The sequence below is a fragment of the Chryseobacterium defluvii genome, assembly GCF_014204415.1.
Classification (GTDB): Bacteria; Bacteroidota; Bacteroidia; order Flavobacteriales; family Weeksellaceae; genus Chryseobacterium; species Chryseobacterium defluvii_A.
Genome location: NZ_JACHLE010000001.1, coordinates 1693995 through 1718593, shown reverse-complemented (window position 1 = coordinate 1718593; position 24599 = coordinate 1693995). Strand labels below are relative to the sequence as shown.

Sequence of the window (24599 nt, the reverse complement as noted above, 5' to 3'; positions counted from 1 at the left end):
ATACTCTTTTTTATGGATCTTTTTTCTTATTTTTTCAGAATTAAAATATCAATACCGTGAAAAAAAATATTTTTTTTAGAGCATTATTTATTACTGCCCTTTTTGTAGTAACAGATATTATGGCTCAACAACATTTTCAAACAATGCCTGTTCAGTCAGGGTATACGGCTGATGTAATTGCTAACGGTACAGGCCCTTCCATAAATTCTACTACGGATAATTTTGATGGAACTTACTATAATCTTGTTGCAAAGGATTTTAAGCTTACATCAACAAGTACAGCTCTTACTTATGGATTACCGATAAATGGTATTATTTATCCGGGGCAATTTTCAACACAGGGATTAAGTTTCCAGCTTGGGGATTTAAGCGGAAATAATTCCTTAAGGCTCCATAGTAATGTTCCGGGCACAATAGGGAATAGTGGGACTTTGGTATTTACGAACCCCGTAGCGGCTGTTAAACTCTATATGCTTGCCTCCAGTGGACAGGCAACTTCTCATGTTACAATAACAGTTAATTTTACAGATAATACTACCCAGTCTTTTACCCAGCAACAGATTCCATCCTGGAATAGCTTGAATACGAATTATGCAATTCGGGGTATGGGAAGAATTAACAGGGATACTGATGAGTTACAGTACTTTCCGGAGGATCCAAAACTCTACTATACTATTCATAATATTGATGCAGCTAATTATACTAAACCTATTCAAAGTATTACTGTTAAGAAAACCAGCTATGATGGAGTGTCTAATATTTTTGCTTTTTCTGTAGACGCGTACACTGATTGTGTAGAACCTGCATTACATCCTGCAGGAATGGTGACATCAAACTCAGCTCAAATTTCATGGACAGTCCCTTCCGGGACCCAGGCAGTAAGTCACGACATTTACTATAGCACAAGTCCTACAGAACCTACTAGTAGCACTATTCCCAATTATTCAGGGATAATAGGAACGTCCTATACTCTTGAAAATTTATCGGCCATTACCAAGTATTATTATTGGGTGAGAACTAATTGTAATGGAATGATGAATCAGAGCCAGTGGTCGTTACAAAAGAATTTTACCACTTTGTGTGGTGTTACGGTTCCCCCATATACGAATGATTTTAATGATCATGGCAATCTTGTTTTTCCCGGAAAATGTTGGAATCGTGCCTTGTCAGGAGGAACTCCTGCTACAGGGCCTACAGGAACTGATGAAAGGTGGACCCAAAATCGTTTTCTTAATGTTTTTCCCCATAACTATGCTGCGCAAATCCTTTTTTTTCGTGGTAATAAGATCTCATGGCTGACGACACCACTTTTTGATCTTTCTACGGGTGGATATAAAGTGAAATTTAATTATGCAGGATCAAATAATACAACAATTTCTCCATCTCAGATGGGAGCTGATGATGTAGTTCATTTTATGGTTTCCAATGACGGTGGAAGTACATGGATAATATTAAAAACCTGGGATGCTAATAATAATCCTTTAAATCCTGTAAATGCTTATGCTCAATATACATATAATCTGGCAGCTTATACCAGCACAACCACCAGATTTGCTTTTTATGCCAGCTCTGGAATATTACAAAATACTGTTGATTATAAGTTTTTTGTAGATGATTTTGTCATTGAAAGTAATGCTCAACTAAGTAATTCGGAAGTGAGTACCCAATCAAAAGGCATAACAGTTCATCCTAATCCTTTTAAAGATATTTTATATTTGTCAGATATTAATATTAAAGAATTGAAAAAGATAACCATAGGAGATGTGTCAGGTAGAATTGTGAAAACAACAGAAGGTCCCATAAAAGAACTTGACTTAAGTACGGTGAATGCAGGTTTATATATAATTACTATTACTCTCAAAGATGGGTCTAAATCAATTATGAAAATTATTAAACAATAAATCTTGGGCTTAAAAGGAACGTAATGATATGAGGATTTAGTTGTTTTTTATTACTAATGCATATAAAATTTGTTAATTTGAACAATTATTAAAATTGAATTAAAATGCAAATCCCGGCAACCTCAGTAGAAGATTATATCTCAAAAATTCCTGAAGAAAGACAGGTAATTTTTCAGGAACTTTATGATACGATCAATAATAACCTGCCTAAAGGTTTTGAAGAAGGCATCAGCTACGGAATGGTAGGATGGGATGTCCCTCTGGAAACTTATCCTTCAGGATACCATTGTACACCAAATACACCCCTGCCTTTTATGGGGCTTGCTTCACAGAAGAATTTTATTTCACTGTATCATATGGGGATGTACACAAAACCGGAACTTCTTGAATGGTTTGTCTCCGAATTTCCTAAATATTCCAAAAGAAAGCTGGATATGGGGAAATCCTGCATCCGTTTTAAAAAAATAGATGAGATCCCCCTGGAGCTTATTACCGAACTGAGTAAAAAAATGACTGTTGATGAGTGGATCGAATGCTATGAGAAAAATCTTAAACGATAATTCTTTTACTAAACTTCTTACGGTACTTTTTCTTTTATACCTCATTTCAGGCTGTAAAGGACTTGCTGTCTCAGACCTGAAGAACGGAGATCTTCTTTTTGTGACTGCTAAAGAAACAGGACTTTCAGGTGCGATCAATAATGTGACCCAAAAGCAGGAAAACGCTTCCTTTGACCATATAGGAATTCTGGAAAAAGACAATAACGGTTTTTTTGTCCTGCATGCAGCTCCAAAAGGTGGTTCGCAAAAACAATCCTTAAAACAATTTGTTAAAGAGCAGTCTAGGGAAGGACAAAATATAATAGTATACCGCCTGAAACCGGAATACCGGAATATTATTCCTTCTGCAATAAAAAAAGCGGAATCGATGCTTGGAAAACCTTACAATTTCAATTATATCCTGGATGAAAACTCGTATTACTGTTCAGATTTTATTGAAAGAGCTTTTCGGAAAGATAATATTTTTAAGCTGGAGCCCATGACCTTCATCGATCCCAAAACGGGAAAAACAAATACATTCTGGGAAGAATTCTATAAAAAGAAAAATATAAAGGTTCCGGAAGGGGAACCCGGCTGTAATCCTAATGGTTTGGCAGGTTCTGATAAACTGGAGAGAATAAGAGAACTGTAAAGGGAAGTGTAAGCTTCTCTTTTTTTGTTAAAATTTAAAATTATTAGTCTATTAATTTTGTGGACTAATAATTTTTTATATTTTTGTTCAAGATTTAAATTTTTAACCCAAAAAGTTTAGTGATGATAACACCCAATCCAAATCTGCAGGTTTTGCATACCATAGCACAGCCTAAGAAAGAGTTGATATTAGAAATAGAATTGAATGGCAAAATGAAATTTGAACATTTGATGAGTACTGTCTACAACCAATTCGGGATTTGTCACAGGGTGTTGTCCGCTAACATAGAGTATACGGAAGGATGTAGTTTTGGCTCAGTTCAGTTATTGATTAGCGTAAATCCGGATGAATGGCGGCAGCTGGAACTTTACCTGAATAAAAATAAACTTTTAAGTACTACTGTGGAGTATACCTGCAGGAAGTATTCTTAGAGGAGATTCATATAGTTTTGATTACAAAAAGCGCTCAGTAAACTGAGCGCTTTTATATTTTTTATTGGTTAAATCGATTTAAATTCTTTCAATATCGGCACCGATGGCTTTCAGCCTTCCGTCAATATTTTCATACCCTCTGTCGATCTGCTCAATATTGTGAATGATAGACTTCCCTTCTGCAGACAGTGCTGCAATAAGAAGCGCATTCCCGGCCCTGATATCAGGAGAAACCATCGTGGTCCCCCTAAGCGGAGTTTCCTGGTTAAGGCCAATGACAGTTGCTCTGTGAGGATCACAAAGAATGATCTGAGCCCCCATGTCGATCAGCTTATCAACGAAGAATAATCTTGACTCAAACATTTTCTGATGTACCAGAAGGCTTCCTTTAGCCTGTGTGGCAACTACGAGAATAATGGACAACAGGTCAGGAGTGAAGCCCGGCCACGGAGCATCCGAAATAGTAAGGATAGACCCGTCAATAAACTTCTGGATCCTGTAATTTTCCTGAGCAGGAATATAAATATCATCGTTGCTCTGTTCAAGCTGGATTCCCAGTTTTCTGAAAGTGTTCGGGATAACGCCCAGCTGATTCCAGTTTACATTTTTAATGGTAATTTCGGACTTTGTCATGGCAGCAAGACCTATCCATGATCCGATCTCAACCATATCCGGAAGCATGGTATGCTCTGTGCCGCGAAGGTAATCTACGCCTTCAATGGTTAGGAGATTAGAGCCTATTCCGGAAATATTGGCACCCATCCTGTTCAACATTTTACAAAGCTGTTGAAGGTAAGGTTCGCATGCGGCATTATAGATCCTTGTCTTTCCTTTTGCCAAAGTAGCAGCCATTACGATATTGGCAGTTCCGGTTACGGAAGCCTCCTCCAAAAGGATGAATTTGCCTCTGAGTTCTGTTGCTTTCAAAGAATAGAAATATTCTTCCTCATCATAATTAAATTCAGCACCAAGTTCTACAAGGCCCTGGAAGTGGGTGTCTAGCCTTCTTCTTCCTATCTTGTCACCTCCGGGGGTCGGCATATACGCTTCACCATATCTGGCAAGCATAGGTCCCATAAGCATGATGGAGCCACGCAGCTTTGCGCCATCCTTTTTAAATTCGCTGGATTTTATATAGTCGAAGTTTACTTTATCCGCTTTGAAGGTATAATCCCCCTGTCCGTTTTTGGTCACATTTACCCCGAAATCTCCTAAAATTTCTATCAGTCTGTTGACATCATGGATGTCGGGAATATTTTTAATTCTTACTTCCTCGTCCGTTAATAAAACAGCACACAAGATCTGAAGGGCTTCATTTTTTGCCCCTTGTGGAGTAATTTCTCCATGCAGTCTTTTTCCTCCCCTTATTTGAAATGTTCCACTCATTTATTTTCTGTTTTTATGGTTGTGCCTTTTCTTGGACTGATTTTGATTTTTATTATTATTGTTGTTCTTGTTGCTTCGGTTATTGTTATTGTAATAGATTTTGCTTTTTTCCAGAGATTCTATCCCCGTCAGATCCAGCCTGTTTTCCGAAAGCTCTTTCAGGTGTCTGAAGATCACATCATCGGTAACATGTTCCTTATTATAAACATTATATGATTTCTTCATATTATTGGCAATAACTTCGATCAGGGCTTCTTTTTCATCACCTGAATCAAGCTCAATGGCTTTTTCTATAAGCTGAAGAATACTCTTTCCATAAAATTTGAAGTCTCCCTGAAGCTTAGGATATTCCATTTTTTTAGGTTTTTCCGCAAGCTGTTCCTTGGTAGGGAACGGATAAGGAGAATCCACATCCAGATTATGATCAGCCAAAATAAATAGATGATCCCAAAGTTTATGCTTATAATTTTCCTCATCGCGAAGCTGAGGGTTTCTCTGGCCCATAAAATCAATGATCGCCATTGCCATTTCGTTCCTTTCCTCCTGGGAGGGAAGTTCTTTGCAACGCTCAACCAATTGTTGAATAATTCTGCCGTATTCCGGCATATGAAGCTGAGTTTTTTGGGTATTGTATTCCATAGTATGCAAATATATGGATTAAAAGAAAAATTGTATGAAAATCTTTAAAGATTATGAATATTTAATGAAAATTTATAACAACGATTTCATAGGGTTTGTTACGGAATATTAAAATTATTTCACTTTAGTGTTGATTTATTTTAATAAAAGTGTAATTTCGTTAATTGTTTAATAATTAAAATGTTCTATATGAAAAAAACACATTACTTACTTTCCTTTCTGGTTTTAGGGCTTATCAATTCCTGTCAGACGAATGATGAAATCGTCGATAAGAGTCCTGAACAGCTGGAAGTTCACAGCAAGACTGTGAATGTGACCAATCATGATGGAAAGCCTTTCAGTACCGGAGGAGGATCTGTAAACTCAAAATTTGTTTCCGGACCGGGAGGCGGAGTATTGATGCAGGGGTTTTATTGGGATGTTCCTTCAGGAGGAACCTGGTGGAATACAGTCAAAGACAAAGTGACGGACTGGTCCAATGCCGGGATCGGGGCAATCTGGTTACCACCGGCATCAAAAGCACAGAATGGGGCTTACTCCATGGGTTACGATCCTACAGATTATTATGATTTCGGAGATTATAACCAGAATGGAAGTGTTGAAACCCGTTTCGGTTCAAGAACTGAGCTGGAAGCACTGATCACCAAAGCGCATGCCGAAAATATGCAGGTATATGCAGATATTGTTATTAATCATAACAGTGGCGGTCAATCCGAAGCTAATCCATATACCGGGACCAATACATGGACTAATTTTTCAGGAGTCGCTTCCGGGAAATTTTCAAGGAATTATAATGATTTCTATAAGAACTCTTATGGAAATAACGATGAGGGAGCTTTCGGAGGCTTTCCGGATCTGTGCCATGCCAATCCTTATGTACAGGGATGGCTTTGGGGAAGAGATGACTCTGTCGGAAAATATTATAAGAATGTAATGAAATTCGACGGATGGAGGTTTGACTATGTTAAAGGTTTTGGCCCGTGGGTAGTCAATTCATGGAACTCTAATGTGGGTGGATTTTCTGTAGGAGAATTATGGGATTCTAACGTAAATACGCTGGAATGGTGGGCGAATAATGCCAATAGTTCCGTTTTTGACTTTGCCGCCTATTATAAAATGGATGAAGCTTTTGATAACGGAAACCTGAATATCCTGAATGATGACATGATGTGGAAGCGAAATCCTTATAAAGCCGTAACATTCGTATCCAATCACGATACAGATATCATCTGGAACAAAATGCTTGCCTATGCCTATATCCTGACCCATGAGGGGTATCCTACCATATTCTATAGGGATTATGAAGAATGGTTAAATAAAGAAAGACTGAATAACCTGATCTGGATCCATAATAATAAAGCGACAGGTACCACATCAATTCTTTACACGGATAATGATGAATATGTCGCTAGAAGAAACGGATACAACGGAAATCCGGGACTTGTAGTATATATCAATAATTCCTCAAACTGGCAGGAAAGATGGATAGAAACAAACTGGAGCAGCCAGCAGATCAAAGATTTTACAGGCCATTCGTCATGGTATCCTACCACACAGGGAGACAAATGGGTGAAAATCCAATGTCCGCCGAATAGCTATTCGGTATGGTCATTAAACCAATAATTCTAATAAAAGAAGCTGTTTCAAATCTGAAGCAGCTTTTTCTTTTCTCTGAACTTTATTGAAGTGATTAATTAAATTATCCACAAAGTTTGTCATTCAGAGCAGAATGAAATGGAGCGTGAAATCTGAATATTTATTATCTTCTGCTTTTGAGATTCCTTCGGAAAGACAAACCTTAGGCTTTATTCATTATAGATTATTTTGAAGATTTATAAGAGTCTTGTCCATATAATTTTGCGTTTGCAAAAATCAAATCTAAATCTCAATAAATTTTTTCTTCTGATGCTGATCGGGAAGAAAACATTTCTGAGCAGTTATCTTCATCCTGTTTCTGGAAACCATATCATATACCTTATCACTTAAAGCAGGGAATAATAATTTGCCGAACCAGCTTAGAATCTTATAGGAACCCCCTAAAATATTAGCGATCCTCAGCACGGCACGGGATTTTATCAGGTAATACTGATGAGGTTTCCATAAATATAACGTGTTGAACTGTTTTCTTTCCAATCCCCGTTCAGATAAAAACTTTTGCCCGAAATCCGATTGTAGGGAAGCAAATAAAAACTGATCCTTCTTATCCCTCTCCAGAACCCATTGTACCCAGAAGTTACAGACTCCGCATTCCCCATCAAAAAAAATGATGTGCTTATTTTTCCAGTCTTCCTGCATGATTCAATTTTTTTTAAAATGCCATTGCTCTTTCAGTGTCTTCCTTTATCTTTTTAAAGTATTTGATCAGTTCCTGCTTTTGTTCAGGAGTCAGCCTAGCATCAGAATGCCCTACGATATATGACTCTAAAGGCATTTCGTCTTTCTTTATCATCTCTATACATTCTTGCAATTTGTGTGCCTGTCTTTTGGGCTCGTAGGTTGCAAAGATAGAAAAGTTAAGATGCTTTCTTCCTTCTTTAATATGGTTTTGCAGAAACCAGGAAGACGGAGCAATATCAGCATACCAGGGATATCTGGTCTCATTGGAATGACAGTCATAGCAGGAAGCGTTGATCATCTTTGCGATTTCTGGCGGAGTTTTCTTTATAGTTAAAAAATCCATCCCCTTGTTTACGGGAGGATTGGTCTTATCAATAGGAAAAAACTGGATGATGATGAAGGCTACTAAAAAGACAATTAATACTTTTTTCATGGGGCAACTAGATGTTTTTCGAATGATAAAAGTAATTAAATTTTCATGAAATAATAAATCCGATAATGAGAAGCTGAAATTTTAACTGGAATTATTATAAATAGAATGAGTTTTACGGAGTTTACTTAAGATTGATATAGAATTTAGTAACTTAATAGCATTGCTATACAAACTATCATTAAAATAAGGTTTGTTATAGTTTTTTACTATTTTAAGTATTAATATTAATAGATTGTATTTATTGAATAAGTGTTGTAAGTTTGTTCATCATACAGCTTTGGAATTATACATTAACCAACATAAAAATTTTAAACAACAATGGAAAAAGATTTGAATGACATCAGTAAATGCCCGTTTCATAATGGAACGATGAAACAAAACACAGCCGGTGGAGGTACCAAAAATCTGGATTGGTGGCCTGATCAGTTAAGGGTAGATATCTTGCGTCAGCACTCATCACTGTCAGATCCTATGGATCCGGATTTTAATTACGCTGAAGCTTTTAAGAGCCTGGATCTGGAAGGCCTGAAAAAAGACCTTCATGCATTAATGACAGATTCACAGGACTGGTGGCCTGCAGATTTCGGGCATTATGGTCCTTTATTTATCCGTATGGCCTGGCATAGTGCCGGAACGTATCGTGTGGGAGATGGAAGGGGAGGTGCCGGAGCGGGACAGCAGCGTTTTGCCCCGTTAAACAGTTGGCCGGATAATGTAAATTTAGACAAAGCCAGGAGGCTTTTGTGGCCGATTAAGCAAAAGTACGGGAATAAGATCTCCTGGGCAGATCTTTTGATTCTTACAGGAAATGTAGCCTTAGAATCTATGGGCTTTAAAACATTCGGATTTGCGGGTGGGCGTGCAGATGTATGGGAACCGGATATGGATATATATTGGGGAGCTGAGACCACCTGGCTGGGAGGAGATCTGCGTTATGCGCACGGCTCAGAAGGAGTGGAGAAAAGCACTGCAGTGCTTCCGTCTGATGATAAGGCAGATGGAGATATCCATTCCCGAAACCTTGAAAAACCTCTGGCGGCAGTACAGATGGGGCTTATTTATGTAAATCCTGAAGGACCGGATGGAAATCCGGATCCCATTGCAGCCGCAAAAGATATCCGTGATACCTTCGGGCGTATGGCCATGAATGATGAAGAAACTGTTGCATTGATCGCCGGAGGGCATACTTTTGGGAAAACACACGGGGCAGGCCCGGCCGACCATGTGGGAAAAGAACCTGAAGGAGCCTTGATAGAACAGCAGGGACTGGGATGGAGCAGCAATTATGGTGCGGGAAAAGGACATGATGCAATCTCCAGCGGACTGGAAGTCACATGGACCAAAACACCGACGCAATGGAGCAATAATTTTTTTGAAAACCTGTTTGAAAACGAATGGGAGCTTACCAAAAGTCCTGCAGGGGCACATCAATGGATCGCCAAAAATGCAGACAATACTATTCCTGATGCATTCGACCCTTCTAAAAAACTTAGGCCGACAATGCTGACAACAGACCTTTCTTTGAAAGAAGATCCTGCTTATGAAAAAATATCAAGACATTTTTATGAAAACCCGGATGCCTTTGCCGATGCCTTTGCCCGTGCATGGTTTAAGCTTACCCACAGAGATATGGGGCCACGCGCCCGTTACTTAGGACCCGATGTTCCCCAAGAAGAATTGATCTGGCAGGATCCTATTCCGGAAGTGGATCATAAGTTGGTAGATAATGCAGATATTGAAACTCTGAAAGCAAAAATCCTTAACTCAGGATTAAGTATATCTGAAATGGTTTCAACAGCCTGGGCTTCGGCTTCAACATTCAGGGGAAGTGACAAGCGGGGTGGAGCCAACGGAGCCAGAATCCGGCTGGCACCCCAAAAAGACTGGACAGTAAATAATCCATCCCAATTGCAAAAAGTGTTAGGTCTGCTGGAAAATATCCAAAAAGAATTTAACGAAGCACAAAGCGGGGATAAAAGAATATCGCTGGCAGATTTAATTGTGCTGGCAGGTAGCGTGGGTATTGAAAAATCAGCAAAAGATGCCGGGTATGAAATTAAAGTGCCTTTTGCACCGGGACGTATGGATGCTACTCAGGAGCAAACAGATATAGAATCGGTAGGATATCTGGAACCTGTTGCAGACGGTTTCCGTAACTATTTGAAAAAGAAGTATAGTGCATCAACAGAAGCGCTATTAATAGATAAAGCTCAGTTATTAACCCTTAGTGCACCTGAATTAACGGTATTGATAGGAGGTCTGAGAGTATTGGGTACCAATTTTGACAGTTCAGTACATGGAGTGTTTACCAAAAGACCGGGAGTTCTTACCAATGACTTCTTCGTAAACCTCCTGGATATGAATACCCAATGGAAAGCAATATCCGATGACAAGGAAGTATATGAGGGTTCTGACCGTAAAACAGGTGAAGTGAAATGGACAGCCACACGTGCCGATCTTGTATTCGGATCCAATTCGGAATTGAGAGCCATAGCTGAAGTCTATGCAAGCTCTGACGCTCATGAGAAATTGATCAGGGATTTTATTGCTGCATGGACAAAAGTGATGAATCTGGATAGATTTGATTTAAGATAATTTTATCTGAAAGTATTAAAAGGCAGTTATTTATGACTGCCTTCTTTATTGAACTTTTAACTTTTTGATCAAATATTTCATAAAAATGTTTGTTTTCTTAAAATAAAATATATTTTTGTTAAAAAAACAAACAAACACATGTTAAGAAAATTATTTCCTGTTTTATTATTAACAGGCTCTTTCTCTTTTGCTCAGGTAGGAGTAAATACCGATTCTCCACAAGCTACATTTGATGTAGTGGGATCCCCGGATGATGATTCAAAACCTGATGGGATTATTGCTCCCAGGATTAGCGGGAATCTGCTAAAAGAAAAAAATTATACCAATTCCCAGACTGGCGCATTAGTATATGTTACGTCTGCAGATTCTGCCCCCGAAGGACAAATGGAAGACGTAACCTCTCCTGGCTACTATTATTTCAATGGGGATGTTTCGGTGAATAAGTGGGTTAAGCTGATCAGTACAAGTACTTCCGCAACCCAGTCTGTCACTGTTCCTTACGATACCCCTAATTCTGGTTCTTTAACGCTTAATAATACCCATCATACTGTAAGGATTTATGGTGGGAATACAGAAATTGTTCTTCCGGATGCAGGCACATGCAAAGGAAGGATTTATATCCTTATAGGCAGTAACGGGATTTCATCAAAACCTATCTCAACTTTAGGAGGCAACGGGATTTATGATGATGTTACCAATGCTGGCGTTACCTCAATTACAGGAGGACAAAGATATCAGATCCAGAGTGATGGTATAGGCTGGATCGTTATCGGAAGATAAAAAAATAAAGAAATATTGATGTAATTTTATATCCAATGAAGTAACAGCATTTCATTGGATATTTTTATAAACAGAAAAAATAATATATGCATTCTATCTTACCATTTTTACTGGCCATGATAGTTGTGATCCTGCTGCTGGAAATGCTGGCTGCAAAATTAAGGATCGCCTATCCTATATTATTGGTCATAGCAGGATTAATGATAAGCTTTATTCCCGGTCTTCCGGTGGTAAAGATTGATCCTGATCTCATCTTTTTTATATTTTTACCTCCGTTGCTTTTTGAAGCGGCATGGTCCATTTCATTTAAAGAGATGAAAAAATGGTGGCGTATTATCGGAAGCTTTGCCTTCCTCGTGGTATTTTTTACGGCATTTTCCGTTGCTTTTATTACCAATTACTTTGTTCCAGGATTTACGATCGCTTTAGGGTTTTTGCTGGGCGGAATTGTTTCACCTCCGGATGCGGTAAGTACGGGTGCTATTACAAAGTTTGTGAAAATCCCGAATTCTACATCTACTATTCTGGAAGGAGAAAGTTTATTGAACGATGCTTCTTCCCTCATTATTTTCCGGTTTGCTTTGGTGGCCGTGGGTACAGGTCAGTTTATCTGGCAGGAAGCCACCATGAGTTTTTTGTGGATGGTAATAGGTGGTGCGGGAATAGGCTTGCTGCTCGGATGGCTCTTTGTGCAGGCACATAAACGTTTGCCTACGGATGCCCCCTCGGATATAATACTTACCCTCATTGAACCCTATTTTATGTATTGGATTGCAGAGAAAGTGCATAGCTCCGGGGTGCTGGCTGTAGTAGCCGGTGGTTTGTTTATGTCAACAAGGAGGCTGCTTTTTTTAAACAGTACAAGCCGGGTCAGAGGGTTTAGTGTATGGGAGAGTTTCGTATTTATTTTAAATGGTATTGTGTTTTTCATCATTGGGCTACAGCTTCCGGAGGTCGTAAGTGGCCTGCGTTCGGAAGGGATCTCATTAAATACGGCAATTGGCTATGGAGTATTGGTCACAGGGGTATTGATTGCGTCAAGAATGATCAGTTCCTATGCTGCCATGATAGCCACCATGATCTTTCGTCCCGGTGTGGTACCACATGCAAGATCGAACAGGAGAAGGTTTTTAATGCCATTGCTTCTGGGGTGGACCGGGATGCGTGGTGTTGTATCATTAGCTGCGGCACTGGCAATTCCGATAACTTTAAATGGTGAAGCCTTTCCTCATCGCAATCTGATTTTATTCATAACTTTTGTTGTAATACTTCTTACCCTGGTAGTACAGGGACTTACTTTACCCTATATCATCGGGCGGAGTAAATTATTTGACGCATTTTCAGAAGAACCTGAAAAAGAGGTAAAGAGGAAACTTAATGACGGATTGCGAAAGCATAGCTATCAGTTTTTAAAAAATAAATATGATAATGAATTGCATGATCATGCGGGTTTACAGAGAATGCTAAAACATTGGGAAGAAAAAATGGAAGCAGATGATGATGACTGGATGAATGAAAAAACAAAACTCATTTTTATCGAAATGCTGGATAGTCAGCGCAATTATCTTTCAGAGCTCAATAAAGACCCTTCCATCAATGAAGAATTTATACGTCAGCAATTATTCCGGATCGATCTCGAAGAAGAACGTCTAAAAATGATATGATCTTTAAAATATAAAAAAGACTGGTATATTAAGTATCAGTCTTTTTTATAGTATTTAAACCCTTCTCCCGTTCACAATTCACCAAACATTTTCAATGCTAAATAATAAAGCCCTATCTTTGCAAAAAATTGAGCTCCAAAAGTTGGAGAAACTCGTTAATAACTTGTCCTGAGCATAGCCGAGGGATTATTAAACATTTTTTATGTCGAATATTGTTGCGATCGTTGGGCGTCCCAACGTAGGAAAATCCACCCTGTTTAATCGTTTATTAGAGAAAAGAGAAGCCATTGTAGACTCTACAGCCGGTGTTACCAGAGACCGTCATTACGGAAAATCAGATTGGAACGGAGTAGAATTTACGGTGATTGATACCGGAGGATATGATGTAGGTACAGACGATATCTTCGAAGAAGAGATCCGTAAACAAGTACAATTGGCCGTGGATGAGGCTACCTCCATTATCTTTATGATGAATGTGGAAGAAGGGCTTACCGATACAGACCATGAGATCTATCAGCTTTTGAGAAGATCAAACAAACCGGTTTATATTGTCATCAATAAAGTAGATTCGGCAAAAGAAGAACTTCCTGCTACAGAATTTTACCAGTTAGGAATTGAAAAATACTATACACTTTCTTCCGCTACAGGTTCAGGAACAGGGGATCTTCTGGATGATATCGTTAATGAATTCCCGACTACAGATTATAAAGACCCCTTCGAAGGACTGCCTAAGATTACCATTGCCGGCCGTCCGAATGTAGGAAAATCAACCATGACGAATGCGCTTCTGGATGACGAAAGAAATATCGTAACTGATATTGCAGGGACCACTCGAGACAGCATTCAAAGCCTTTACAATAAATTCGGGCATGAATTCGTCTTGGTAGACACAGCCGGGATGCGTAAGAAATCCAAAGTGAATGAAGACTTAGAGTTCTATTCCGTAATGCGTTCCGTCCGTGCGATCGAAAACTCAGATGTAGTGATCATTATGGTAGATGCTACGCAGGGATGGGAGTCCCAGGATATGAATATCTTCGGAATTGCCCAGAAAAACAGAAAAGGGATCGTGATCCTGGTTAATAAATGGGACCTTATTGAAGATAAGAAAACCAATACGATGCGCGATTTCGAGAAAGCAATCAAAGATAAGATCGGGCAGTTTCAGGATATTCCGGTACTGTTTGTTTCCGCATTAACGAAGCAGAGGATCCTGAAAGCAGTAGATACGGCAATGGAAGTTTATGAAGCCCGTAAGAAAAAGATCAAAACTTCAAAATTAAATGAAGTAATGCTTCCGATCTTCGAAAACACTCCGCCTCCTGCAAATAAAGGGAAATATATTAAGATCAAATATTGTGTTCAGCTCCCTACGCCGTCACCACAGTTTGTATTCTTCTGTAACCTTCCGCAGTACGTAAAAGAACCTTATAAGAGATTTACTGAAAACCAGCTGAGAAAAGAGTTCGGGTTTACCGGAGTTCCGATCGAGGTATATTTCAGGCAAAAATAAAATTCCCCTTCCCTGAAGGGGTGGCTTTCAAACGAAGTTTGAAAGACGGGGTAGTTAAAAATAATAAAAAACACTCAAAATATCTATGATAACAGAACTTTCACAGCAGTTTTCACTTGTCAACTCCTGGATCAACGAACTTAGGAATATTGAAGTTCAGAATGACAGAATGAGATTCCGTAGAAATATGGAGCGTATCGGGGAAATTGCCGCTTTTGAGATCAGCAAAGATCTGGAACAGAAAGACATTGAAATTCAGACCCCATTAGATAAAATTCAGGTCAAGGAAATAGCCGTTCAGCCTGTTATCACTACTATTCTGAGAGCAGGAGTTCCACTGTTTCAGGGGATTCTGAATTATTTTGACAAAGCAGATTGCGGTTTTGTGGCGGCCTACAGAAAGCATGATGCCAATGACTACTTTTCCATCAAGCAGGATTATCTTACCTGTCCAAGCATTGAAGGAAGACCTTTGATCGTTGCAGATCCCATGTTGGCAACAGGGGCTTCTTTGATTGAAGCGATCAAAGATCTTTTGACGAACGGAAACCCTACTCAGCTCCATATAGTCACAGCTATAGCTTCAAAACAAGGCGTGGAAACCATTGAAAAAGCTTACCCGCAGGCAAAAATTTGGGTAGGAGCTATTGATGAGCAGTTAACATCCAAAGGATATATCACTCCGGGGTTAGGAGACGCCGGAGATTTAAGCTACGGAGAAAAACTTCAGAGATAATAATATGGAAGATTCCAGAAATCTTTCATCAGATCAGTTAATAATTTTGATCTTACTTTATCCATAGTGTGTTTCGTATCCGGAAGTACAGCCAGTTTTGCATTAGGAATATTCCTGTAAGCTTTGATACTTTCATCCAGAGTTACCATATTGTCTTTATCCCCGATCATGATCTGAACCGGGACGTCAATTCCTGAAAAACTGCTTTCGTTTAAAGGCGGATTTTTACCCAGAGAGATCATCATATCAGCAATAGCGGGAAGTAATTGTCTCCATTTTGCCCCATGTTGTAGCTCAAGTTGTTCCGCATACTTCGGAACTTTATCAAGAATAACATCCGGATTCAGCATTTTGCTTTCCTTTGCAGTCTGTTCTTCCGTCCAGTCAAACTTTGTTCCAAGGGTCATAACAGAATTTACCTTTTCAGGATGCTGTAAAGCATAGCAGAGAGCAACATAACCTCCCATGCTGTGTCCGAAAAAATAAACATCCTCTAAATTTTCCTCTTCAATATATTCTGCCAGTTCCTGAACATATTTCTCAATACTGATGCCCCCATCCGGAAGCCCGGTTGTCCCATGCCCTGAAAACATAGGGGTATGAATGGTGAAATATGGAGATAACTCTTTCAGATAAGATGAAAACAGGTCGCTGTGACCCAATGCCCCATGTAATAAAAGCAGATTTTTCATGAATAATTAAGTTTCCCGAAAATTAGGAAAAACATTTGAAACGAAAAAAGCTATGATCCTCAAACTTCATAACTCATAACTATGAACTCTAAACTCTAAACTAAAAACCCTACACATCCATCGCCATCACCAGCACGCTCACCCTGTTATTTCCTGATTTCAAAATCTCCCACGCAATGGTCGAAATTGTATTTCCGGTAGTAAATACATCATCGATCAGTAAAATATGCTGCTCAGAAATATTTTCAGTGATAGAAAACATGTTTTCAGTGCTCAGGCGGTGTTTCTTATCTTTCAAAGCCTGAGCTTTGGAGTAATGATTCCTTTTGATAAGATCATGCCTGAAAGGAATATCATAGGATTTGGACAAAGCCTCCGTGAACAGATGCAGCTGATTATAGCCTCTCTCTTTCTGTTTCTTCGGATGAAGCGGGACGCTCACCAGTAGATCCGGCTTCTGATGATTGAAGTCTAGCCGTTCAATAATCCATTTTGCAAGTATTTTTCCAACCTTTTCTCTGCTTCTGTATTTTAATTCATGAATGATTTTCCGACTCACACTCTCTTCCTCAAACTGCATCAAAGCATAAGCATTCTCGACAGGAAACAGCAGTTTGCACCTTTCTTTGATTTCATTTTCATCAGAATAGCTGAAATGGGTAAAATGGATCTGGCCGAAACAAAGATTGCAGACCAAGATATCTGCATCGATGATCCTGTTGCAGTGGATGCAACGGTCCGGGAAAAATAAATCTAAGATCATTAATGTGTTTTATAATGCTAATATAGTTTTTTAGCTGGAAATATAAATCTGGGTAATAAATATAAAAAACGAAAATCTGGATTTAATTCATTCATTAAATAACAAAAAACCGATCTTTCCCACAATTCATGCAGATACTAAAACCTAATCATCTGCCCAATCTGCAAAATCAGCGAGAGCAAAATATTCTAAATATGTAACCTCAACCGAAACCAGATTTTGATTTTTTAATTTAATAATCAAGATCACAATGATAATAACTCAAATTCTATCTTTCTGCATTCACTGTCCAGTCTCAATCTCCTTCCTGATCCTCTCAATAGAATTTTTCATATTCAGATTGAAATGCTCTTTTTCTAGGCGAACCGGTGGTGCCTGTCTCACTTCACAGTCGGCGATGCTGCAGGATTCACAGGTTACTCCTACGTTGATAGTCTTTAAAGACGGGGATTTTATGAAATTTATTTTTTTGATCGTCTGGGAATTCAATAGGATTCCAAGACAGTAGCTCCGGTTGCTCCCATCGGAAAAAGGATTTTTCTGTGAAGTTGAGATCACCAGATAACTTATTCCTTGATCTTTATAATGAGAGATCTGGGCATCCGTCAGAGTTTCATTATCCTTTAGGAGATGCAGGTTTTTAACGGCGATCCATCTTCTGCAGTAATGCTCATTGGTAGCATTGGCGTGGGGTGCCTGCTGGTGGTTAAGATGCAGCTCCTTTAATATCTGTATCTTGTCCGTATTCTTCTTTTTAACCAGGCAGAGATAAAACAGGTCTTTGATCCCTAATTCTGATGAAAGCACATTCGTTAGCCGATAATAGAATGTTTCCGGGGAATTCGTAAAACTGTTGATAAGATTTTCAAAATTTGCAGGTTCCCATTGGTGTTGAAGGAAAAACTCTGAAGCCTTCTCAATGATCTGTTCCTTTGAGGTCAGTAGAGCTCCTGCAAAATAGGAGGCGTAAAAATTATTCAGGATCTCTTCAAAACTTCCGAAATCCAGCCATGAATAGGTATTGGGGCGGTTTTTCAGTTCCAGGACGTTAAAGCCGATCTCTTTGGCAAGAATAAAAGTCTTCTGATCCTTTTCAAGCTTCTGATTAAGGAGCAGCAGTTTTTTTTCGGGAATAAATAAAGAGCGCAGGTTATCCAGGGCTCCGTACTTTTCAAAATCCTCAGATCGGATCACATAACCGAATCTTTCAGTAAGAATACTTTCTAAAGCCTCGGTTCTTATGTTTTTATTGATTTCCAGTTGATTTTCCCGTGCAAACAGAACAGCCTTTTCTTCAATTTCAGGAAAATAATTATCATACAGCTCCTGAAAAGACCGTAAGACCGCAAAATAAAACCTTTCCTTTCCTAAATTATAATTCTGTGAGATCTCGATCAGGGCATTGATGAAAGCAGTAACTTTTTTAGGAGCATCACTGATGATGCTGATCAGGTTATTTTTATTGATCCCGAACAGATCCAGAGGAATATCCTTAAAAAAATCCGATTGAAGGATCTCGTTAAATGGCGCCAGGCTTTTATCAAGTTTAGTGGAGACCAGATCATCAAAAGTACAGCTCAAAGCTTCGGAAAGCTGGATGATCTTATCATGTTTCGGGTATTTTTTTCCGTTTTCAATTTCATTGAGATAAGATTTTGATAAACCGGTCTTCACGGCAAGATCCTGCAGGGACCAGTTTTTCTTTTGTCTCTGCTGCTTCAGTTTCAGCCCGAAAACCGTTTTGATAAAATCACTTTCAGAATTCATGATCCAAATATAAATAATTGGATGCGATTATTCGCATAATAATTTTTAAAAATATTTAGCGAACGTTCGCTAATTGTGAAAATTTTTATTTATGTTTGTAATGTCAAATCGCAAAATCAACAGGTTATGGAAACTAAAACTCAATTGAAATTAAAAGCTCAGAACCCTTTTAAAGAGGTTTTCAATGCTGAAGTGATCGATTTTCTGGTCGAATTGCATCAGAATTTTAATAGTAAGAGACTGGAGTTGCTGGAGGAAAGAAAAAAAAGCCAGCAGGAATTTGATAAAGGTAATCTTCCCGGTTTTTTACCCGAAACGGAAAAGATCAGGAACGAAAATTGGGAGTGTGCACCGCTTCCTCCGGATCTTTTGGACAGAAGAGTAGAAATCACCGGGCCTGTTGACCGCAAAATGATCATTAATGCATTGAACTCGGGAGCTTTGACCTTCATGGCGGATTTTGAGGACAGCAATTCGCCAACATGGGAGAACTGTATGCAGGGACAGATTAACCTGTCAGATGCGATCACCCGAACCATTGATTTTACAAATGAACAAGGGAAATCTTACAGGCTTAATGAAAATACGGCTGTTCTTCTGGTTCGTCCCAGAGGCCTGCATTTGCCCGAAAAGCATATTGAAATTAATGGAGAAGAAGCTTCCGGCTCATTAATTGATTTTGGGATCTTTTTTTTCAGAAATGTCAAACAGCTTTTAGAAAACGGAAGCGGGCCTTACTTTTATCTTCCGAAACTGGAACATTACAAAGAAGCCCGCTGGTGGAATGAAGTCTTCGTTTTTGCACAGAACTATCTGGGAATTTCACAGGGAACGATTAAAGCTACGGTTTTGATTGAAACCATTACGGCGTCATTTCAGATTGATGAAATCCTGTATGAATTGAAGCAGCACAGTGCAGGACTGAATTGCGGGCGATGGGATTATATTTTTTCCTATATCAAAAAATTCAGGAACCTTCCGGGATTTATGGTTCCGGACAGGGATCAGGTAACGATGTCTTCCCCTTTTATGAGTGCCTATTCAAAAAGGGTAATTGAGATCTGCCATAAAAGAAACGTCCATGCAATTGGAGGAATGGCAGCGCAAATTCCCGTGAAAAATGATGAGGAAGCCAATAGAATTGCTTTTGAAAAAGTAAGAAACGATAAAGAGCGCGAAGTGAAAAACGGTCATGACGGAACCTGGGTGGCTCATCCTGCACTGGTTTCAGTAGCGAAGGAGATTTTCGATGTGCATATGCCGTCAAAAAATCAGATCGATAAAAAACTGGACTATCATATAAAAGAAAGCGAGCTGCTTGAAATTCCAAAAGGTGAAATCACTGAAAAAGGAGTCCGAAAGAACATCAATGTCGGAATTCTGTACATTGAAAGCTGGCTGACGGGAGTAGGAGCTGCTGCTATTTATAATCTGATGGAGGATGCCGCAACAGCTGAAATTTCAAGAACGCAGATCTGGCAGTGGCTGAAAAATGAAGCGGTTTTAAATGATGGCAGAACTTTAACCCGGGAAATGATCCTTCAATGGGAATTTGAAGAAATGGACAATATTGAAAAATATATTGGAGAGCAACGTTTCCAAAGTGGGAAATTCAATCTTGCGAAAGAGCTCTTCAATGAGTTGATCTTCTCAGAGAAATTTGAAGAATTCCTGACCTTAAAAGCTTATCCTTTTATTTAACGTGATAGAGCCTGAGAGTAGAGTGCTGGATAGCTGGGGGGTTGTGGGTAGAAAACCTAAATAAGCAAACTTTACCATGTAGCCCTTAAACCTAGATCCCTAATCCCTAAATCCTTTTACCTAACCCCTAAATTACATATTATGAAAACAAAACAAGAACAGATCCGGGCCATAGAACACGATTGGCTGACTAATCCAAGATGGAACGGAATAAAAAGACCGTATACCGCAGAAGACGTTTTGAAACTCCGTGGTTCTTATACCATAGATTATACCATTGCTACAGCGATGTCTAAAAAATTCTGGGAAAAGCTGAATACCCAGGATTATGTTGCCGGGCTTGGGGCCTTAACGGGAAATCAGGCGGTGCAGGAAGTGGATGCAGGTCTGGAAGCCATTTACCTTTCAGGATGGCAGGTTGCTGCAGATGCTAATTTGTCCGGGGAAATGTATCCTGACCAATCATTATATCCGGCCAATTCAGTGCCTTCTGTTGTGAAAAAGATCAATAATGCTTTATTGAGAGCAGATCAGATCCAGTCGGTCAACGGAGGCGGGGACAAAGAATATCTGGTTCCTATCATTGCGGATGCAGAAGCCGGATTCGGAGGGAATTTAAATGCCTTTGAACTGATGAAACAGATGATCGAAGCAGGAGCGGCGGCAGTACATTTTGAGGATCAACTATCTTCCGCGAAGAAATGCGGACATTTAGGTGGAAAAGTATTGGTTCCTACTCAGGAAGCCATCAATAAATTAATTGCAGCACGTTTAGCATCTGATGTAACAGGAGTTCCGAGTATCATTATTGCAAGAACAGATGCGGATGCCGCAGATCTTTTAACTTCAGATATCGATGACAGAGATAAAAAGTTTGTGACAGGAGAGAGAACTTCAGAAGGTTTTTATGTTGTGAAAAACGGAGTAGAGCAGGGAATTGACCGCGGTTTATCATATGCTCCTTATGCAGACCTGATCTGGATGGAAACATCCAACCCTGATCTGGAACAGGCTAAAAGATTTGCAGAAGGAATTCATGCTAAATTCCCGGGAAAAATGCTGGCATATAATTGTTCCCCTTCTTTTAACTGGGCAGCTAAACTGAGCGTGGAAGAGATGACAACTTTCCGTGAAGAGCTGGCAAAACTGGGATATAAATTCCAATTCATCACATTAGCCGGTTTCCATGCTTTGAATACAGCCATGTTTGAACTGGCCTTAGCTTATAAAGAAAAGGGAATGGCAGGATATTCCGAACTTCAGGAACGTGAGTTTGCCCTTCAGAAGGAAGGATTCAGGGCTGTAAAACACCAGTCTTTTGTGGGAACAGGATATTTTGATGAGGTGCAGAATGTGGTGACCAATGGTTCTTCAGCCACGGTAGCTATGAAGGATTCTACGGAAACTGCACAGTTTCATTAAATAATTCTCCATATTTCACTAAAATTTTTTTTGATTGTGAAGCCTTCTCAGTTTTGGGGAGGCTTTTTGATGAACTCAAACCAAATTCATTATCTTTGCCCCATGATACGTATTACAAAAATTTTTACATTTGAGACGGCGCATGTGTTATATAATTATGATGGAAAATGTAAGAATATGCATGGACATTCCTATAAATTGTTTGTAACCGTTAAAGGAAAGCCTGTCAATGATCTGGATCATCCTAAAAATGGGATGGTAGTGGATTTCGGAGATATTAAAAGTATCGTGAAATCTGAGATCGTGGATGTTTGGGATCATGCAGTACTTATTAATGCACTCTCACCACATAAAGAACTGGGAGAAGATCTGGAACAGAAAGGTCATAAAGTGATCTACTGTACCTTCCAGCCGACCTGTGAAAATATGCTGTATGCCATTGCTGCAAAAATAAGATCAAGGCTTCCGGAAGAGGTTTCGCTGGCTTATCTTAAGCTTCATGAGACGGAAAACTCTTATGGAGAGTGGTTCGCGGAGGATAATCAGTAATTTTGCCTAACTAAAAATCAAGAGGTGTTAAAGACGATCATCAATTTGGAACCTGGAAAAAAAGTGTATTTCGCTTCGGATCAGCATTTTGGTGCACCGGATCCTAAGGAAAGTAAAGTACGTGAAGAAAAGTTCATTCGCTGGATGGACGGCATAAAAGCAGATGCGCAGGTATTGTTTCTGATGGGTGACCTGTTTGATTTCTGGCATGAGTGGAAATACGTTATTCCCAAAGGATATGTACGTGTGCTTGGAAAAATTGCAGAGTTAAAAGATAGTGGGATCCATGTCTATTTTTTTGTAGGGAATCATGATCTGTGGATGAAGGATTACCTGGAAGAGGAAATAGGCTGCACGGTTTTTTATAAGAAGCAGTACTTTGAAATGGGCGGAAAACAGTTTCTGCTGGCTCACGGAGACGGGTTGGGACCGGGTGATAAAGGGTACAAAAGAATGAAGAAGCTTTTCACCAATCCCATTGCACAATGGGCCTTCAAATGGTTGCATCCCGATATTGCCATGAAGATCGCTTTATATATGTCCCAGAAAAATAAAATGATCTCCGGAGAAGAAGATAAAGCATTTTTGGGAGAAGATAAAGAATTCCTGATCATCTATTCCAAAGAAAAACTAAAGACTGAAAAAATAGATTATTTTATTTATGGGCATCGTCATCTTCCTATGGTTCTGGAATTGGAGGAGGGAGCTAAGTATATCAATCTTGGAGATTGGATCTCCTATTTTACTTATGGTGTTTTTCAGGAAGACTTTGAGTTGAAAACATTTGGAACAGATACAAAAAAATTACCCCTGTAAAGAGGTAATTCAAAGAATGACTGGTCATTCTGTTTTTAATCCATATTCCAAGGTTTTAACAGCAATAATTTGACCAAAATGAAAGTCTGAGATTAAAAAAGTATTAAAAAGCTATGCTATTCTTACTATCGTGTAAAATCAAGGACTAAAATAAATTGAAGAATTGGAGAATATATTCGACATACAGACAGAGAAGCAGTTTCTTGAGATGTCATTGAAAACATTTCGCTATCAATATGAAAATATTGAGATATACAGGAAGTTTGTGGATTTTCTTAAGATTGATCCGGAAGCTGTAGATGAACTTGTAAAAATTCCGTTTCTGCCTATAGAAATGTTCAAGAACCATACAATTCTGGATAAAAATGTGTCTGCAGATCTCTATTTCCAAAGTTCAGGAACCACACAAATGAATCTGTCCAGGCATTATATTGCAGACGAAGATATTTATAAAGAAAGTATCTGTAAAAGCTTTGAAAGGTTCATCGGAAAAACTGAAGGCTTTATTTTTTTAGGATTGCTGCCAAGCTATCTTGAAAGGCAGAACTCATCTTTGATCTATATGGTGGATTATCTGATGAACAAGTCCGGCAGGCCTGAAAACGGATATTTTCTTTACAATCATTCCGAATTATTTGATCTTTTAAATGATCTGAAAGATAGAAAAGTGATCCTTTTCGGGGTTTCCTTTGCGCTTTTGGACTTCCTGGACTATTGCCATTCTCAGCGAAGTGAGGAGTCTTTGGATTATTTAGAGAATTTAGTCATCATAGAAACCGGCGGAATGAAGGGCAGAAAAGAGGAAATGACGAAAGATGAGCTTCTCAAAATTTTGCAGAAAGGCTTCAAAACAGATAAGATCTATTCCGAATACTCCATGACGGAATTGCTATCACAAGCATACTCTCTCGGGAATAATGAGTATGACTGTCCCAATTGGATGCGGATCATGGTAAGAAATGCAGAAGATCCTTTTGCCTACGAAAAAGCCGGAAGAACAGGAGCTATAAATATTATTGATCTGGCTAATATTCATTCGTGTTCATTCATTGCAACACAGGATTTGGGGAAAATTCTTTCCAACGGAAGATTTCAGGTATTGGGAAGGATAGATCATTCTGATATACGCGGATGCAGTTTATTGGTAAGTTAGATAAGAGTTATAAGTTATGAATTATTAGTAATGAGTTAATAATTTTGCAACTATCAAGACGGACCTTGGCCTGCTTCAACGCAAGGTAAAGATCAAAAGAAAACATAAAGAAATTACCCTTATCCCTTTT

22 protein-coding genes are annotated in these 24599 nt (G+C 39.0%); 15 read left to right on the top strand and 7 right to left on the bottom strand.

Going from position 1 to position 24599, the window contains the following annotated elements:
* Nucleotides 1–56 precede the first annotated feature (56 nt).
* The 4 genes from HNP38_RS18135 (at nt 57) to HNP38_RS07840 (ending at nt 3523) form a co-directional block, all read left to right on the top strand.
* The gene (locus tag HNP38_RS18135) at nt 57–1901 is read left to right on the top strand and encodes a T9SS-dependent choice-of-anchor J family protein (RefSeq protein WP_184187130.1); all 1845 of its coding nucleotides are present in this window, start codon (nt 57–59) and stop codon (nt 1899–1901) included.
* Nucleotides 1902–2005: 104 nt separating this feature from the next.
* On the top strand, nt 2006–2461 hold the full coding sequence (locus HNP38_RS07850; protein WP_184187127.1) for an iron chaperone: 456 nt from the start codon (nt 2006–2008) through the stop codon (nt 2459–2461).
* Nucleotides 2439–3092 (top strand): YiiX/YebB-like N1pC/P60 family cysteine hydrolase, encoded by a 654-nt coding sequence (locus tag HNP38_RS07845; protein ID WP_228460981.1) that lies wholly within the window; start codon nt 2439–2441, stop codon nt 3090–3092. Before HNP38_RS07850 ends, HNP38_RS07845 begins: the two co-directional genes overlap by 23 nt.
* Nucleotides 3093–3214: 122 nt before the next feature.
* A complete protein-coding gene (locus tag HNP38_RS07840) occupies nt 3215–3523 on the top strand; it encodes an NIL domain-containing protein (protein WP_184187121.1) in 309 nt (102 codons plus the stop codon).
* A gap of 78 nt (nt 3524–3601) precedes the next feature.
* Here HNP38_RS07840 and murA read toward each other — a convergent pair whose 3' ends face one another.
* The gene (gene murA / locus HNP38_RS07835) at nt 3602–4909 is read right to left on the bottom strand and encodes a UDP-N-acetylglucosamine 1-carboxyvinyltransferase (protein WP_184187118.1); all 1308 of its coding nucleotides are present in this window, start codon (nt 4907–4909) and stop codon (nt 3602–3604) included.
* Nucleotides 4910–5548 (bottom strand): DUF4290 domain-containing protein, encoded by a 639-nt coding sequence (locus HNP38_RS07830; protein ID WP_184187115.1) that lies wholly within the window; start codon nt 5546–5548, stop codon nt 4910–4912.
* A 189-nt stretch (nt 5549–5737) separates the two neighbouring features.
* Between HNP38_RS07830 and HNP38_RS07825 the strand changes: the two genes are divergently transcribed.
* Nucleotides 5738–7171 (top strand): alpha-amylase, encoded by a 1434-nt coding sequence (locus tag HNP38_RS07825; RefSeq protein WP_184187112.1) that lies wholly within the window; start codon nt 5738–5740, stop codon nt 7169–7171.
* Nucleotides 7172–7426: 255 nt separating this feature from the next.
* Here the strand turns inward: HNP38_RS07825 and HNP38_RS07820 are convergent, their stop codons facing one another.
* Nucleotides 7427–7843, bottom strand: a complete 417-nt coding sequence (locus tag HNP38_RS07820; RefSeq protein WP_184187109.1) for a thiol-disulfide oxidoreductase DCC family protein — start codon at nt 7841–7843, stop codon at nt 7427–7429.
* A 13-nt stretch (nt 7844–7856) separates the two neighbouring features.
* Nucleotides 7857–8318, bottom strand: coding sequence for a heme-binding domain-containing protein (locus tag HNP38_RS07815; RefSeq protein ID WP_184187106.1), 462 nt, complete (start codon nt 8316–8318; stop codon nt 7857–7859).
* A gap of 318 nt (nt 8319–8636) precedes the next feature.
* On the opposite strand from HNP38_RS07815, the gene katG reads away from it, so the two are divergent.
* From katG to upp, 5 genes are all read left to right on the top strand, one after another.
* A complete protein-coding gene (katG, locus tag HNP38_RS07810; protein WP_184187103.1) occupies nt 8637–10913 on the top strand; it encodes a catalase/peroxidase HPI in 2277 nt (758 codons plus the stop codon).
* A 138-nt stretch (nt 10914–11051) separates the two neighbouring features.
* Complete coding sequence (locus HNP38_RS07805; RefSeq protein WP_184187100.1) at nt 11052–11693, top strand: hypothetical protein; 642 nt, start codon at nt 11052–11054, stop codon at nt 11691–11693.
* 86 nt (nt 11694–11779) lie between these two features.
* The gene (locus tag HNP38_RS07800) at nt 11780–13357 is read left to right on the top strand and encodes a Na+/H+ antiporter (protein WP_184187097.1); all 1578 of its coding nucleotides are present in this window, start codon (nt 11780–11782) and stop codon (nt 13355–13357) included.
* A 202-nt stretch (nt 13358–13559) separates the two neighbouring features.
* Entirely contained in the window at nt 13560–14870 is a 1311-nt protein-coding gene (der, locus tag HNP38_RS07795) for a ribosome biogenesis GTPase Der (RefSeq protein WP_184187094.1), read from the top strand.
* 85 nt (nt 14871–14955) lie between these two features.
* A complete protein-coding gene (upp, locus tag HNP38_RS07790) occupies nt 14956–15606 on the top strand; it encodes a uracil phosphoribosyltransferase (RefSeq protein WP_184187091.1) in 651 nt (216 codons plus the stop codon).
* Here upp and HNP38_RS07785 read toward each other — a convergent pair.
* From HNP38_RS07785 to HNP38_RS07775, 3 genes are all read right to left on the bottom strand, one after another.
* Nucleotides 15597–16298: an alpha/beta fold hydrolase gene (locus HNP38_RS07785; protein ID WP_184187087.1), complete on the bottom strand. Its 702-nt coding sequence runs from the start codon at nt 16296–16298 to the stop codon at nt 15597–15599. The two genes, upp and HNP38_RS07785, sit on opposite strands and share 10 nt — an antisense overlap.
* A gap of 109 nt (nt 16299–16407) precedes the next feature.
* Complete coding sequence (locus tag HNP38_RS07780; RefSeq protein WP_184187084.1) at nt 16408–17061, bottom strand: ComF family protein; 654 nt, start codon at nt 17059–17061, stop codon at nt 16408–16410.
* A gap of 282 nt (nt 17062–17343) precedes the next feature.
* Nucleotides 17344–18828, bottom strand: a complete 1485-nt coding sequence (locus HNP38_RS07775) for a helix-turn-helix domain-containing protein (protein ID WP_184187081.1) — start codon at nt 18826–18828, stop codon at nt 17344–17346.
* A gap of 126 nt (nt 18829–18954) precedes the next feature.
* On the opposite strand from HNP38_RS07775, the gene aceB reads away from it, so the two are divergent.
* The 5 genes from aceB (at nt 18955) to HNP38_RS07750 (ending at nt 24469) form a co-directional block, all read left to right on the top strand.
* A complete protein-coding gene (gene aceB, locus HNP38_RS07770; RefSeq protein ID WP_184187077.1) occupies nt 18955–20529 on the top strand; it encodes a malate synthase A in 1575 nt (524 codons plus the stop codon).
* A 141-nt stretch (nt 20530–20670) separates the two neighbouring features.
* Nucleotides 20671–21951 carry an isocitrate lyase gene (gene aceA, locus HNP38_RS07765; RefSeq protein WP_184187074.1) on the top strand — a complete coding sequence of 427 codons (1281 nt, stop codon included), beginning with the start codon at nt 20671–20673 and terminating at the stop codon, nt 21949–21951.
* Between the two features lie 102 nt (nt 21952–22053).
* On the top strand, nt 22054–22500 hold the full coding sequence (locus HNP38_RS07760) for a 6-pyruvoyl trahydropterin synthase family protein (protein ID WP_184187071.1): 447 nt from the start codon (nt 22054–22056) through the stop codon (nt 22498–22500).
* A 24-nt stretch (nt 22501–22524) separates the two neighbouring features.
* Nucleotides 22525–23316, top strand: coding sequence for a UDP-2,3-diacylglucosamine diphosphatase (locus HNP38_RS07755; RefSeq protein ID WP_184187068.1), 792 nt, complete (start codon nt 22525–22527; stop codon nt 23314–23316).
* 163 nt (nt 23317–23479) lie between these two features.
* Entirely contained in the window at nt 23480–24469 is a 990-nt protein-coding gene (locus HNP38_RS07750; RefSeq protein WP_184187065.1) for an acyl transferase, read from the top strand.
* Nucleotides 24470–24599 lie beyond the last annotated feature (130 nt).

Excerpts from the sequence above, each read along its gene's own strand:
- HNP38_RS07775 (WP_184187081.1), bottom strand. The coding sequence starts at position 18,828 with ATGAATTCTGAAAGTGATTTTATCAAAACGGTTTTCGGGCTGAAACTG.
- HNP38_RS07820 (WP_184187109.1), bottom strand. The coding sequence starts at position 7,843 with ATGCAGGAAGACTGGAAAAATAAGCACATCATTTTTTTTGATGGGGAA.
- HNP38_RS07815 (WP_184187106.1), bottom strand. The coding sequence starts at position 8,318 with ATGAAAAAAGTATTAATTGTCTTTTTAGTAGCCTTCATCATCATCCAG.
- HNP38_RS07760 (WP_184187071.1), top strand. The coding sequence starts at position 22,054 with ATGATACGTATTACAAAAATTTTTACATTTGAGACGGCGCATGTGTTA.
- der (WP_184187094.1), top strand. The coding sequence starts at position 13,560 with ATGTCGAATATTGTTGCGATCGTTGGGCGTCCCAACGTAGGAAAATCC.
- HNP38_RS07780 (WP_184187084.1), bottom strand. The coding sequence starts at position 17,061 with ATGATCTTAGATTTATTTTTCCCGGACCGTTGCATCCACTGCAACAGG.
- upp (WP_184187091.1), top strand. The coding sequence starts at position 14,956 with ATGATAACAGAACTTTCACAGCAGTTTTCACTTGTCAACTCCTGGATC.
- aceB (WP_184187077.1), top strand. The coding sequence starts at position 18,955 with ATGGAAACTAAAACTCAATTGAAATTAAAAGCTCAGAACCCTTTTAAA.
- HNP38_RS07825 (WP_184187112.1), top strand. The coding sequence starts at position 5,738 with ATGAAAAAAACACATTACTTACTTTCCTTTCTGGTTTTAGGGCTTATC.
- aceA (WP_184187074.1), top strand. The coding sequence starts at position 20,671 with ATGAAAACAAAACAAGAACAGATCCGGGCCATAGAACACGATTGGCTG.
- katG (WP_184187103.1), top strand. The coding sequence starts at position 8,637 with ATGGAAAAAGATTTGAATGACATCAGTAAATGCCCGTTTCATAATGGA.
- HNP38_RS07785 (WP_184187087.1), bottom strand. The coding sequence starts at position 16,298 with ATGAAAAATCTGCTTTTATTACATGGGGCATTGGGTCACAGCGACCTG.
- HNP38_RS07830 (WP_184187115.1), bottom strand. The coding sequence starts at position 5,548 with ATGGAATACAATACCCAAAAAACTCAGCTTCATATGCCGGAATACGGC.
- HNP38_RS07800 (WP_184187097.1), top strand. The coding sequence starts at position 11,780 with ATGCATTCTATCTTACCATTTTTACTGGCCATGATAGTTGTGATCCTG.
- HNP38_RS07805 (WP_184187100.1), top strand. The coding sequence starts at position 11,052 with ATGTTAAGAAAATTATTTCCTGTTTTATTATTAACAGGCTCTTTCTCT.
- HNP38_RS07840 (WP_184187121.1), top strand. The coding sequence starts at position 3,215 with ATGATAACACCCAATCCAAATCTGCAGGTTTTGCATACCATAGCACAG.
- HNP38_RS07845 (WP_228460981.1), top strand. The coding sequence starts at position 2,439 with ATGAGAAAAATCTTAAACGATAATTCTTTTACTAAACTTCTTACGGTA.
- HNP38_RS07850 (WP_184187127.1), top strand. The coding sequence starts at position 2,006 with ATGCAAATCCCGGCAACCTCAGTAGAAGATTATATCTCAAAAATTCCT.
- murA (WP_184187118.1), bottom strand. The coding sequence starts at position 4,909 with ATGAGTGGAACATTTCAAATAAGGGGAGGAAAAAGACTGCATGGAGAA.